8 protein-coding genes are annotated in these 13708 nt (G+C 68.5%); 3 read left to right on the top strand and 5 right to left on the bottom strand.

What is annotated here, in order from left to right; genetic code table 11:
• The first annotated feature begins 54 nt into the window (after window positions 1–54).
• Window positions 55–888: a DUF1653 domain-containing protein gene (locus tag BM115_RS20300; RefSeq protein ID WP_255370928.1), complete on the top strand. Its 834-nt coding sequence runs from the start codon at window positions 55–57 to the stop codon at window positions 886–888.
• On the opposite strand, the gene BM115_RS20295 is transcribed toward BM115_RS20300, so the two are convergent.
• The 5 genes from BM115_RS20295 to BM115_RS20275 form a co-directional block, all read right to left on the bottom strand.
• A complete protein-coding gene (locus tag BM115_RS20295; RefSeq protein WP_092298249.1) occupies window positions 885–1169 on the bottom strand; it encodes a winged helix-turn-helix domain-containing protein in 285 nt (94 codons plus the stop codon). The two genes, BM115_RS20300 and BM115_RS20295, sit on opposite strands and share 4 nt — an antisense overlap.
• A gap of 110 nt (window positions 1170–1279) precedes the next feature.
• Complete coding sequence (locus BM115_RS20290) at window positions 1280–4216, bottom strand: autotransporter family protein (protein WP_177219977.1); 2937 nt, start codon at window positions 4214–4216, stop codon at window positions 1280–1282.
• A gap of 700 nt (window positions 4217–4916) precedes the next feature.
• Complete coding sequence (locus tag BM115_RS20285; RefSeq protein WP_092298243.1) at window positions 4917–7175, bottom strand: xanthine dehydrogenase family protein molybdopterin-binding subunit; 2259 nt, start codon at window positions 7173–7175, stop codon at window positions 4917–4919.
• A gap of 13 nt (window positions 7176–7188) precedes the next feature.
• Entirely contained in the window at window positions 7189–7647 is a 459-nt protein-coding gene (locus BM115_RS20280) for a (2Fe-2S)-binding protein (RefSeq protein ID WP_092298240.1), read from the bottom strand.
• A 220-nt stretch (window positions 7648–7867) separates the two neighbouring features.
• On the bottom strand, window positions 7868–8749 hold the full coding sequence (locus tag BM115_RS20275; RefSeq protein ID WP_092298237.1) for a c-type cytochrome: 882 nt from the start codon (window positions 8747–8749) through the stop codon (window positions 7868–7870).
• Between the two features lie 324 nt (window positions 8750–9073).
• Between BM115_RS20275 and BM115_RS20270 the strand changes: the two genes are divergently transcribed.
• Together BM115_RS20270 and BM115_RS20265 are read left to right on the top strand one after the other, a co-directional pair.
• Window positions 9074–11818 carry a diguanylate cyclase gene (locus BM115_RS20270; RefSeq protein ID WP_255370923.1) on the top strand — a complete coding sequence of 915 codons (2745 nt, stop codon included), beginning with the start codon at window positions 9074–9076 and terminating at the stop codon, window positions 11816–11818.
• A gap of 423 nt (window positions 11819–12241) precedes the next feature.
• A complete protein-coding gene (locus BM115_RS20265; RefSeq protein WP_092298234.1) occupies window positions 12242–13552 on the top strand; it encodes a dicarboxylate/amino acid:cation symporter in 1311 nt (436 codons plus the stop codon).
• The last annotated feature ends 156 nt before the right edge of the window (window positions 13553–13708 follow it).

Genomic DNA, 13708 nt, shown 5'->3' with positions numbered 1-13708 from the left:
CGCCGCAACCGTGGAGTCTATATCTTGGCGAATCCCATTCCGAAGTCGATACCGATGCCGAACGACCCGGACCTCGTGCCGGGCATGCCTTACCGCCACTACAAGGGCGGCGCCTACCGTGTGACCGGCCTGGGCCGCTTCGAGGCCGACCTGGCGCCCGTGGTGGTCTACGAGTCCATGCGCGACCGCTCGATCCTGTGGGTGCGCACGGCGGAAGTCTTCACCGAGCCGGTGCGGACCGACGCGGGCGAGATGCCCCGCTTCGCGCCGGACTGGCCGGCCGCGCTGGCCCGCCTGGACTTCCTGCCGCGCCAGACCGTGCTCCAGGCGCTGGCGCTCTATGAGGCGCCCTATCGCCGCTACCACGACCGCACCCATGTGCTCGAGATGTTCGAGGTGGCGCACGCCCGGGGCCTCGCGCTGAACCCGGCGCAGGCGCTGGCGGTGCTGTTTCATGACGCCGTGTACGTGCCCGGCTGCGAGCACAACGAGGCCGCCTCGGCGGCGTTGATCGAAACCATGGTGGATGAGGTGGACGACGACGTGCTGCGCCAGGCCATGCAGATCGTGCTGGACACCCGCGCGCACACGCCGACGGCGCCCGACGCGGCCACGGTGCTCGATCTGGACCTGTACCGGCTGGCGGCCCCCGCCGAGGCGTTCGACGCCTATACGCAAGCCGTGTTCGAGGAGAACCGCGCGCTGCTGGCCCGGCGCACCGGGCTGGCCGGCGCGGCGCTGCACGCGGCCTTCATGGCACGCCGCGTGGGCTTCCTCACTACGCTGGCGCAGCGCGAGCGGCTGTTCCTGACGCCCGCCTTTGCCGATGCCGAGCAAGCCGCGCGCAACAACATCGCCCGGATCGCGGCCGCCCGGCCCCCGGCTTAGTCGAGTCCGCTGCTGTCGAGGTAGCCCAGCGCCTCGCGCACCTCGCGGCGCGCCTTGAGCACATAGCCGACCCGGCGGTCGCGAATGACGAGGACGAGCACCTCGGCCTGCACCATCTCGCTGAAGTGATGGGCCGCGCGATGGAGGGTGAGCCCGGCAAGCTGGGCGAGCTGGTCGGCCGGCAGGCCGTCATCGCCGGCCTCGAGCAAGGCGCGGCAGATGGCCGCGCGCGCGGGCACGGCGAGCAGCGCAAACGTCAGCGCGCTTTCCTGAGTGGCCATGTCCAACCCCGTGTCGTGATGGTTGCGTTCGTTTGTACCGTGCTGACGCGGCAAACGCAAGTCTGCGGTCCGGGTGTTGCGCTGACCCCTCATCCGGCAGGCCGTGCCGGTCACCACGCGTATCGCACGCCCACACGCACCGCGTATTGGTAGTAATCCTGCTGGCCCCATGCGCCGGACACGCTGGTCCAGCCCGACCACGACTTGTTCAGCGCCAGGTTCATGCCCACCTTGGCTTCGAAGCGGTTGCGCGGGTACATCGAACCCAGTTGCACCTGGTTGAAGGCGATGTGGCTCTCGGTGTCCGAGTACCACCAGTTGAGCGTGACATAGGGTTGCAGCTTGCGACCGTCTTCGCGCACGAACGTGCGGTGCGTTCGCACGCCCAGCCGCGTCAGGATGCCGCTCGCACTGGCGCCACGCACGCGGGTGCCGTTCGGCTCGTCGATGTCGCTCTCGTTGTAGTCGACGTAGATCAACTGCGCCTGCGGTTCGACGACCCAGCCGCCGCGCAGCGGCATGGCATAGCCGACCTCGCCAGACACCGCCAGCCCGTTCGCGCTGTACTTCACCGTGGGCAACTGGTCGCCTTCCACGCGGTTGCTGAACCAGCCGTACTGGAACCATGCGTCGGCATAGGCGCCGTGCTTCTTCTCGTCGTCCTGGTACCAGGTGCCGTAGATCCCGAGGCTCCAGCCCTCGACCTTGCCTTTCGCGTGTGCACTGTTGGCTTGCGCCTCGGCATCGCTGCTGGCGTAGCCGTAGCTGCCCATCACGCCCGCATGCAGGCGGCTCGCCACGCCGCCCGCCTGCCACGTCGCCAACTCCGCGCCGCCTTGCAGCAGGAACGAATCGGTGCTGGTCTTGAACACGCCATCCTTGCTACGCCCGCCTTCCCACTTGCCCACCATGCGCAGCCAGCCCGCACCCGGCTTGCCTTGCCCCACGAGGCCCACCCCCTCCGCATACTGCGGCTCGCCGCGGCGATCATGCAGGCTATGCACGAACATCTGGCCCGACAGGCGTTGATTGGCAAGATACGCGCCCACCTCTGGCCGATACAGCGGACGTACCGGCCTGGGCACATCGGGCACAGGGTCCGGCGCCGGGCTCGGAGCGGGGCCCGGCGCGGGGTCGGGCGGCGGCGGAGGCGGGTCCTGCTCGGAGCGCAGGTACCAGGCTTGCGGCGCGGTGCCGTCGATGCTGCCCCGGAACAACCGGTATTCATAAGGGCCGGCCACCGCGCGGCCGTCGATCGAGAACGCACCGGCCTGCGTCGTGCCGCCGTTGATCGTATCGACGAGCTGGATGCCGCTCGCGCTCGTGACCAGCCCCGGCCCCCCCGCATTCGTCACCCGTAGCCTGGACGTGCCGGAGGCGGTCCCGCCGTCGATCACCAGCTTGTCCGATGGCGAGCCATCGCCACCCAGATAGGTGTTGAGCCCGATGACGCCGTCGCCGCTGTACTGGCCGACGGTCAGCGTCTTGAACACCCCGCCCACCGGTGCGGAGAACAGGATCTGGCTTGGGTCGTTGTTGAGCGTCGTGAGCCGCGAGTCGCCGGTGAGGTTCCACGTGCTGTCCCGCAGGACGAGATTCGACGTACTGCCTGCCTCGGTCAGCGCCGCACCGGTCAGCGTGGAGCCGGCGTCAGCATTCAGGTTCAGCGTGCCGCCACCCGTGACGTTGAACAACGCCCCGCTGCCATGCAATGATGACGTTGTCATCGACACGTTCATCGTCCCCCCGTTCATGGCAATGCCAGCGCCCTGCTGGGAGACGAGGGTCGAACCCGCAGCGGTCAGCGTGCCCGCGCCGCCGGCCGCTTCGTATTGCACCGCGTTGGCGCCGGCGCCGCTGGCCGTGACCGTGCTGTCGACCAACGACAGCACACTGTCGCCACGCACACGAACGCCATGCGACCCCGTACCGCTTGTGTTGACGGTGACCCCGGTCGCCGCGAGTGAGGCGCCGCCCACGGACGCGCCTGGAATGATCGCCGCATCCGGATCATTCACGGCACCCACCTGGTCAGGTTCGCCCGAGCCCACCGTGCTGAGGCCCACGGCGTCATTGCCCGTCGTTGTCACGGAACCACCGTTCATGACAAGTCGCGCGGCGTTCCTCGCCGTAGCGCCTTCGCTGCCCACGCCACGCGTGGTCACGGCGACGTTGCCCGCGGTCAGCGTGGTCTGCGTGATGGCAACCAGCCCGATGGCGCCATCACCCGACGTCTCCACCGAACCGCCCGTCATCGTTACGGATGCCGGCGTGCCCGTTCCCGCGCCCGCAGCACGTGCTCCATAGGCGGTGGCGCCAGACGTGCTGATCCGCACGCCATCGGCCACGACCACGCCACCTGCGCCGCCCGCACTGTCGCCGTAGGCCACCAGACCGTCACCGTCAGCGCCCGTCGTCGTCACCGTGCCGCCGCTTACCTGGACACGCCCTGCGGTCAACGCCACGACACCCGCACTGCCAGGGCCCCGCGCTGTCATGCTCGTATTGGTCACTGTGGTCACGCCGCCGGCAATCGCGTTGGCGGCCCGCGCCTGGTTTCCATCGGCTTCAATCGACAGGTCGCGGGCGTTGATCGTCGATTGCACGTCTTGCGCGACAAGCCCCCGCGAAAACCCGCCGGCCGCCAGGACGAAGCCGCCCACCAAGTCGAGCTTCGCGCCAGTATCAGCCACCACCGCGGTGCGCAGCCCGCCCGTGGCAATGACCTCGATGGTCCCTCCCGTGTTGTCGAACGTTCCGGCTGCGCCGCCGCGCACCCATAACCCGGTACCTGCCACGCGTATCAACCCTGCGTTGGTGCCTGCCAGCGTATTGGCGCTGAAGACGACCCCATTCAGGCCAGAAACCTGGCCCGTGGCGCCCTGCGTGAACGTCCCGCCCTGCACGAAGATGACCGTGTCCTGCCCCCCTTGCAACAGTCCGTTGTTGGTCACCGTGCCGGGCGCGCCCATGTGGATGGCACGGTCTCCGCTGGAGATCGTGGCGCCGGCGTGATTGATCACCGTCGCCCCGCTATTCGCGTACAAGCCGCCGAATGGTCCGGCCCCCGTCGTTGCCGAGGTGCTCACCGTGCCGTAATTCTCGAAGCGTGAGCCACCCGGAGTGAGAGCGTCAAGGGAGATCCCGTCATTGGTTCCCGTGATCGTGCCGCGATTGACGAGATTCCAGTTCCGCGTGTTATTCGCATTCAGGCCATCATCCGTGGCTACCGCGATAACGGTACCGGCGGGCGCCTCAAAGTTCGTCGCCGCAGGATCGAGCGTCTGCAAACGGACCGTGGAGGTCGAGGATGGAACGGTGACGACTTGCGCATGAAGCAGTGAATATGGCGCCGCCAGCGTTGCCGCAGCGAGCTTCGCTTTGAAGGTTTTCATATGCGCCCTCTCTAGAAACATCCTTGTCAGAGTCTGCGTGGACTGCGCCATCACGCGGCATCGACGTGAAAGTACAACCATCCTAGGCGCTGAAAGAGGTACGTCAAATGATGATGTTTTACATCGCCACAACACATCCTCGGGGGATGTGCGAGTGACTGCGCGCGACAATTCAGGCCCGTCAGATTCGGGGCGGAACACTACTGTCAGAGGAGGATGGAGGCGCGGCGTCGCCGCTGGCACGTAACAGCGGTGTCGCTGTCGGTGATGGCCCCTCTCCCACTTGCAGGATGCATGGCAGGAGAGGGGCGGGAGGTGAGGAACGGTATCTGGCCGACGCGGCCAGCGTGCCTCAGACCACGAACGGCAACTGGCGCTGGCGCTTGCCAGTGAGGCGGAACAGCGCGTTGGCCACTGCCGGCGCGATGGCCGGCACGCCCGGTTCCCCGAGGCCGGTCGGGTTGTCCTGCGAGGGGACGAAGAACACGTCCACCTGCGGGGCGTCCGGCATGCGGGGCGGCGGGTAGTCGGGGAAGTTGCTGTTCTTCACCGCGCCGTTCTCGATCTCGATGGCAAACCCGGGCCGGGTCATCGACAGCCCGAACACGCAGCCGCCCTGGATCTGCGCCTCGGCCGAGAGCGGATTGACCACGCGGTTCGCGTGCACGCCGGCGGTCACACGGTGCACGCGCGGCTCACCCTTGACTACCGACACGTCCACCACATAGGCCACCACCGAGCCGAACGACTCATGCACGGCCACACCCCAGGCATGCCCCTTCGGCAGCTTCTTCTTGCCGTAGCCGGACTTGTCCACCGCCAGTTGCAGCGCGGCGCGGTGCCGGGCGTGCTTCTGCGGGTCCAGCCGGGCCAGGCGCCACGCCACCGGGTCCTGCCTGGCGGCGGTAGCCATCTCGTCGGCCAGCGTTTCCTTGACGAAGCCCGTGTGCGTGTTGCCCACCGAGCGCCACCAGAGCACCGGCACGTCCACCTTCGGATGATGCACGGCGAGTTGCAGCGGCACGTCGTAGTCGTTCTCGACGATGCCCTCGGTCATCGTCACGTCCACGCCGTTCTTGACCATCATCGACTCGAACGGCGTGCCGCTGACGATCGACTGGCCGACGATGGTGTGCTGCCAGCCCACCACGGCGCCCTTGGCGTCCACGCCGATGCGCGCGCGGTGCACGTGCAGCGGCCGGTAGTAGCCGCCCTTGATGTCGTCCTCGCGGCTCCACATCACCTTGAGCGGCTCGGTGTGGCCGTTGCCGACCCACGTGCGCAGCACGTTGGCGGCTTCCACCAGATAGTCCGAGGTCGGCACCGCGCGCCGGCCGAAACCACCGCCGGCCATCATCGTGTTCAGCGTGACCTTCTCCGGCGCCAGCCCCAGCGTGCGGGCGATGGCGGCCTGGTCGACGGTCTGGAACTGCGAGCCCACCCACACCTTCACCGCCGTGGCCTTGTTGCCGGCAACCTCGGCCTGCATGGTGCAGTTGAGCGGCTCCATCGGCGCGTGGGCCAGGTACGGCAGGCGGTATTCGGCGTCGATGACCTTCGCCGCGCCCTTGAGCGAGGCGTCGATGCCGTCCAGCGGCCTGGCCACCGTGCCCGGCTGCGTGGCCAGCTTGCTGTACTGGTCGAACAGCGCGGCGGTGCTCACCGTCGAGCCGGTGTCTTCCCAGACGATCTCCAGCGCCTCGCGCGCGGTCTTGGCGGGCCAGTAGCCATCGGCCACCACGGCCACGCCGGTGCCGCCACGGTCCACGGGCACCAGCATCACATCGACCACGCCCTTGATCTTGCGCGCGCGGTCGGCGTTGAACGTCTTGACCTTGCCGCCAAAGCGCGGCGGGCGGGCCACCACGGCCACGACCATGTCCTTGAGCCGGGTGTCGATGCCGAACACGGCGTCGCCGTGCAGCTTGGCCGCCGAATCCAGGCGCGGCGTGGGCTTGCCGACGATGCGGAACTGCGCCGGGTCCTTGAGCGTGACCTGCGCCGGCACGGGCAGGCCCATGGCGGCGTTGGCCAGCTCGCCATACGTCGCGCGATGGCTGCCGGAGGTGACCACGCCCAGCGACGTGCTGCAGCTCGCCGGGTCCACCTTCCACTGCTGGGCCGCCGCCGAGATCAGCATCGCCCGGGCGCGCGCGCCCAGCTCACGATACTGCTGGAACGAGTGGTTCAGGGCCGTGGAGCCCCCGGTGATCTGGATGCCGAAGGCGGGGTCCTTGTACGCGTCGCCGGCCGGGGCCAGCACCGCGCGCACGTTCTTCCAGTCCACATCCAGTTCCTCGGCCAGCGCCATCGGCAGGGCCGTGTGCACGCCCTGGCCGAACTCGAGCCGGTTCACGGCCACCGTCACGGTGTTGTCCGGGCCGATGATCAGGAACGCCTGCGGCGCGGACGGCGCCTTGGGGGCGCCTTCCTGGGCCTGCGCAACCGCGCTGAGCCCGCCGATGCCGATCGCCAGCCCGCCGCCAGCCAGCCCGCCCAGCTTCAGGAAGCTGCGCCGCGAGAGCGGGGCGATGCCTTCTGCCGGCGCGGACGCCTCGTTCACCGGCGCGCCGCTGCCGCCGGCCAGTGCTTCAATGCCACGAATTCGCATGATGATTCCCCGCTCAGGCGATGGCCCGGGCGGCATCCTTGATGGCCGCGCGAATCCGTTGATAGGTGCCACAGCGGCAGATGTTGCCAGCCATGGCCTGGTCGATGTCGGCGTCGGTGGGGCGCGGCTTGCTGCGCAGCAGGCCCACGGCGCTCATTACCTGCCCGTTCTGGCAGTAGCCGCACTGGGCCACGTCGTGGCGCAGCCAGGCGTCGAGCACGGCGCGGCCGATCTTGTCGTCCGGCATCGATTCGATGGTGCCGACCTTGCTGCCGGCCACGGCCGAGATCGGCATCACGCAGCTACGCGTGGCCTGGCCGTTGATGTGGACCGTGCAGGCGCCGCAGGCGGCCATGCCGCAGCCGAACTTGGTGCCGGTCATGCCGAGGTTGTCGCGCAGGGCCCAGAGCAGTGGCGTGGACGGATCGGCGTCCACGTCCACGGTCTTGCCGTTGAGGGTGAGGGTAGTCATTGCGGGGAACTCCTTGGGTGCGTTGCCCTTAGTCTTCTTGCATCGCACCGCCGGGCTCGTTGGCAAGCAACGTGGCACGGGATCCCTGGCCACCCGGCGGCGCCCACGGAGGATAGAACAAATTCGAGAAACGTGCGCCGCCCTACGCACACGGGTGGGCGTGCACCGGGATGGGGCGAAACGAAAGTTTCTGGGCCCTGCTAATTACGTAGCGCCCCTTCTATTTAGTCGCGGACAAATAGAGATGCAGCGCGTTGAGGTCGGTGTCGTTCATCTTGGCGAACGAGGAGAACGGCATGACCCGGCTGACGTCGGTGCCGTCCGGCCGCTTGCCGGTGCGCATCATGGCGACGAACTGGTCCGGCTGGGGGTAGCGCTTCATCACGCCGTTCGGGCGCAGGTCGGCGGCCGGCGGCCAGTCGGGCGGCGCGCCGGGGATATGGCCGCCGCGCAGGTCGCCGCCATGGCAGCCCATGCAGGCATTGGCCATGTACTGGCCATAGGCCGGCGTCACCGCGGCGGCAATCGCCGGCGCGGGCGGCAGGTCATGGTTGATCTTCTCGGCGGCGTCCCGGATCACGCCCGCGCCGTACAGCCCCTGCGCGAACCACGGGAAGCGCACTTCGGCCGGCTGCCCGTTGGCCGGCGGCAGGCTGCGCACGTAGGCCACCAGCGCGCCGAAGTCCTCGTTTGAAAGCCGGTTGTAATCCTCGCTCGGCATGATCAGCAGCGGCCGGCCCGTTGGCGCCACGCCGTGGCGGATGGCGCGGTCCCAGTCCTCCGGGCGATATTTGGCGACGTCGGGGTTGGCCTGGGTGATGTCCGGCGCCCGCACGCGCAGGCCGTTGGGCTCGTCGAAGACCTGCTTGCCGGCGCCCTTGGCGCCGTGGCAGTCCATGCAGCCGCGCGATTCGTAGAGATATTTGCCATGGGCGATGGCGGCGGTGTCGGTGGGAATCGTCACCGGGGTCACGTTGACCTTCACGGTCCGCGCGAGCTTGCGTCCGCCCCACCAATAGGTACTGCCCACGGCCACCACCACCACGACAACGAAGGTAATCGACGCCGAACTGGCGATGCGGAAGAATCGCGCAATATCCATGGGTTCCCCTCTCCGTGGCGGAGGCACGGCCGCCGCGCGGCCCGCCCCGGCCTGATTGCAGCCGGATCGGGGCGCGGATTCTGTGCGCGATGATACAGACGCCGACCGCCCGCGGCATCGGGTCTTCCCCACCCCCTACCAAAAAATGCGCCCGAGCGCCAGCCCCAACAACGCCCCGCCATGCCCCGTATCTCGGGGCTCGTCCGCCCCGCAGAACGACTACATTGCGCCATACGCTGGGCAGGGGTGCGACCGTTGCACCGGCACCCGCCGTACCCCGGACCGCCTCCTGATGCACAGGGGCAGCCATCGACAACACAAGACATGACGCCAGAGACGGCCGCGAACCCCCTCCAACCCCCGCCCCCGGCGGCTGCCCCCTGGCGGCGGCGGCTGCAGGGCGCGCTGCTGGCACTGTGCACGCTCGCCGGGGTGGCGGCCATCTGGGCCGGCCACGAACTGCTGGTCTCGGCCGCGCTGGTGGCGATCTTCCCGGCCTGCATCGCCTTCATGAGCGCGCAGAATCGCAAGAGCCGCGCCAACCTGCGCAGCAGCGAGCAGCGCTTCCGGCAGGCGCTGGAGCATTCGGCCATCGGCATGGCGCTGGTCGGGCTGGACGGGCGCTGGCAACTGGTGAACCGGGCCATGTGCGAGCTGCTCGGGTACACGCCCGAGGAGTTCCGGGAGATTCCGTTCCAGCGGATGACCCACCCGGACGACCTGGACGCCGACCTGCGCCAGCTGGAACGCCTGACCGCCGGCGAGATCGACGCCTATCGCATGGAAAAGCGCTACCGCCACAAGGACGGCCGCTACCGCTGGGCGCTGCTGGCCGTGTCGATGGTGCGCAACCAGCAGACCGGCCAGCCGGACCATTACATCGCCCAGATCGAGGATATCCACAGCCGCAAGCTGGACCACGAGCGCATGGAACAACTGGCACGCCGCATGGAACTGGCCGTGGAAGCCGGCGGCGTGGGCATCTGGGAATGGGATTTCACCAACGCCACCATCACGTGGGATGCCCGCATGCACGCGCTGCACGGCACCTCGGTGGAGCTGGGCGCGCCCACGCTGGCGCAGTGGATCGCCATGCTGCACCCCGAGGACGTGAGCCGGGTCAGCACCGAAATGCGCCAGGCGATTCGCGGCGTGCATCGCTTCGATACCGAATACCGCGTGGTCTGCCCCACCGGCGAGGTGCGCCACGTGCGCGCCATGGCCATGGTCTCGCACCACGACGATGAGGACGACGACGATGGCGGCGGCGGCGCCAGCGCAGGCACCCCCACGCGCCGCGGCATGACGCGCGCCCTGGTCGGCACGAACTGGGACATCACCGAGCAGCGCCGTCTGAACCGCGCGCTGTTCGAGGAAAAGGAGCGGCTGCACATCACCCTGCGCTCGATCGGCGACGCGGTGATCTGCACGGACCGCGTGATGCGCGTGACCTTCATGAACCCGATCGCCGAGCAGCTCACCGGCTGGAGCATGGACGCCGCGATGGGCCAGCCGCTCGAGCAGGTCTTCCGCATCGTCGATGAAATCACCGGGGTGACCATCCCCAGCCCGGTGGAGCAGTGCCTGCAAACCCTGCGCCCGGCCTACCTCCAGGAAGGCGCGGTGCTGCAAAGCCTGACCGGCGAGCGCCACGACGTGCAGGACTCCGCCGCGCCGGTGCTGACCAATGACGGCGGCGTGCTCGGCGCCGTGCTGGTGTTCCAGGACATCACGACCTCCCGGGCGCTGCAGCGCGAACTGGCCCACTCGGCCACCCACGACGCCCTGACCGGCCTGCCCAACCGCGCCTGGTTCGAAAAGCGCCTGCGCGAGTCCTGCGAGGCCGCCCGGCTGCACGGCCACCGCGCCGCGCTGTGCTTTATCGATCTGGACCGCTTCAAGATCGTCAACGACACCGCCGGCCACGGCGCCGGCGACGTGCTGCTGCGCGAACTGGGCTACGTGATCCGCCACCACGTGCGCCCGGACGACCTGCTCGCCCGGCTGGGCGGCGACGAATTCGCGCTGCTGCTCAAGGACTGCTCGGTGGACCAAGCCGAGCACGTGTGCCAGAAGGTCATCGACGCCGTGCGCGAGCGCCGCTTCCCGTGGGAAGGCCGCGTCTACGACGTGGGCGCGAGCATCGGCATCGCCGCCATCGACGCGGACACCCCGCCGGTAGGCGAGCTGATGAGCCGCGCCGACGTGGCCTGCTACGCCGCCAAGGCTGCCGGCCGCAACCGGGTCTCGGTCTACCGGCGCGATGAAAGCGACGCGCGGCGCCATCACCGCGAGCTGGAGGTAGCCGCCGGCATCCATTCGGCCCTCGACGCCAACCGCTTCCGCCTCTACGCCCAGGAGATCCGCTCGCTGCGCGAGGGCGAGCAGGGCCGGCACGTCGAGATCCTGGTCCGCATGGTCGATGAGCAAGGCGCGCTGATCATGCCCGGCGCGTTCATCCCGGCCGCCGAACGCTACGACCTGATGGGTCACATCGACCGCTGGGTGATCCGCAACGTGCTGCACCAGTACGGGCGGCGGCTGGCGGCGGTGCCGGGGCTGTCGGTGTCGATCAACCTGTCGGCCAACTCGCTGGGCGAGCCCTTCCTGCTGCCCTTCCTGCACGACGCCCTGCGCGACTCCGTGCTCCCCGCCAACCGCATCCGGCTGGAGATCACCGAGACCGCGCTGATCAACAACATGACCGCCGCCAGCCGGCTGGTGGCCGAGATGCGCAGCACCGGCTGCACCGTGGCGCTGGACGACTTCGGCGCCGGCCTTTCGTCGTTTTCCTATCTGAAGCAGTTCCCGGTGGACTACCTCAAGATCGACGGCAGCTTTATCCGCAACCTCACCGGCAGCGTGGTGGACCGCGAGATCGTCAGTTCGATCAACGACATCGGCCACCGGCTGGGCGTGCAGACCGTGGCCGAGTCCGTGGAGGACGAGGAAACGCTGGGCACGCTGCGCGCGATCGGCGTGGACTACGCCCAGGGCTATGTGATCGGCCGGCCGGTGCCGGTGGAGCAGTTGCTCGAGGCGTGGGAGCACGAGGCGGACGCGGCCTGACCTGTTAACGGCGACACCGCAAACCACGCCCAGGCGCACATCGACACCACCGTTTCTCCCTCTCCCCTCAGCGGGAGAGGGCCGGGGAGAGGGGTGGTCTAGCAAGCGACCACACACAGCGGGGCCCTCGGTGTGCTCCAGCGCGCAGGCTTCGGCCAGCGCCGGCCCTCTCCCCCAACCCCTCTCCCGCAAGCGGGCGAGGGGAGCAAAACATCACATGGCCGTTCGGATTTCCGAACGGCCTTCCCACCCATCCGTCCGGATTCCCGAACGCCGCGCCGCCAGCGCGCGTAAATTTCCTTTCTATTCATCGACTTACCCCCTCCCCCAGGCGCCGCCGCGCTGGCACGCCTCGTGCACACCTAGGCGCCGCTGTCAGGGCGCGACGCCTACGTGCCCGACCCCAAGGAGGATGTACTGACGATGACAATGAAGCGACTGCCCACACTGATCTTCATCGCGATGCTGCTCGGCGTTCTGGCCGGCACCGCTGCCCACCACCTGGCGCCCGACGCCGCCACCGCGAAATCGATCGCGGACCACTTCGCCATCCTCACCGACATCTTCATGCGGATGATCAAGATGATCATCGGCCCGCTGGTGTTCGCCACGCTGGTCGCCGGCATCGCCGGCATGGGCGACGGCAAGGCCGTCGGCCGCATCGGCCTGAAGGCGATGGCCTGGTTCCTGGGCGCCTCGATCACCTCGCTGCTGCTGGGTCTGGTGATGGCCAACCTGCTGGCGCCGGGCCACGGCATGAACCTGCCGCTGCCAGCCGCGGACGCCGCCTCGAACCTGAAGACCGGGGCGCTGAACCTGCGCGAGTTCATCGCGCACATGTTCCCCAAGAGCTTCGTGGAGGCCATGGCCACCAACGAGATCCTGCAGATCGTGGTGTTCTCGCTGTTCTTCGGCTTCGCGCTCGGCACGCTCAAGGACGGCATCGGCAAGCCGGTGCTGCAGGGCGTGGACGGCCTCGGCCACGTCATGCTGAAGGTCACCAACTACGTGATGGCGTTCGCGCCGGCTGGCGTGTTCGGCGCCGTGGCCGCCGTGATCACGGCGCAGGGCCTGGGCGTGTTGACCGTCTACGCCAAGCTGCTGGGCAGCCTGTACCTGTCGCTGGCCCTGCTCTGGGTGGCGCTGATCGCCGGCGGCTACTACTTCCTGGGCCGTGACATCTTCCGCCTGATCCGCCAGCTCCGTGCGCCGCTGATGATCGGCTTCGCCACGGCCAGCAGCGAATCGGCCTACCCGAAGGTGATCGAGCAGCTCACGCGCTTCGGCGTGAAGCCGCGCATCACCGGCTTCGTACTGCCGCTCGGCTACTCGTTCAACCTGGACGGCTCCATCATGTACACCTCGTTCGCCGCGCTGTTCGTGGCGCAGGTGTACGGCATCCAGCTCTCGCTCACGCAGCAGATCACCATGCTGCTGGTGCTGCTGGTGACCAGCAAGGGCATCGCGGGCGTGCCGCGCGCCTCGCTGGTGGTGGTGGCCGCCGTGCTGCCGATGTTCGGCCTGCCTGAGGCCGGCATCCTGCTCGTGTTGGGGATCGATCACATCCTGGACATGGGCCGTACCGTCACCAATGTGCTGGGCAATGCCATTGCCACGACCGTCGTCGCCAAAAGCGAAGGCGCGATCGGCGCGCCGGATCTCTCCGACGAGGACGACACCTCGGCGGACAGCAACACCGGCCTGACACCCGCTCAGGCGCTGGCCAGCAAGTAAGCCGGCCAGGCGTGCCAGGGCCCGGTTGCCGATCAGGCGGCCGGGCCTTTTTGCGTTTACCGGGACGTCTGACCTGTCCGATTTGGCCGGCACTTGCATGGGGTGTGGTAAAACGTGGGCCTCGCCGCAGATCCGGCCCGCACCGCGCCAGCAGCA

The sequence above is a fragment of the Cupriavidus sp. OV096 genome (genome assembly GCF_900115455.1).
Taxonomy (GTDB): domain Bacteria; phylum Pseudomonadota; class Gammaproteobacteria; order Burkholderiales; family Burkholderiaceae; genus Cupriavidus.
This window is presented reverse-complemented; position numbering and strand designations above follow the sequence as displayed.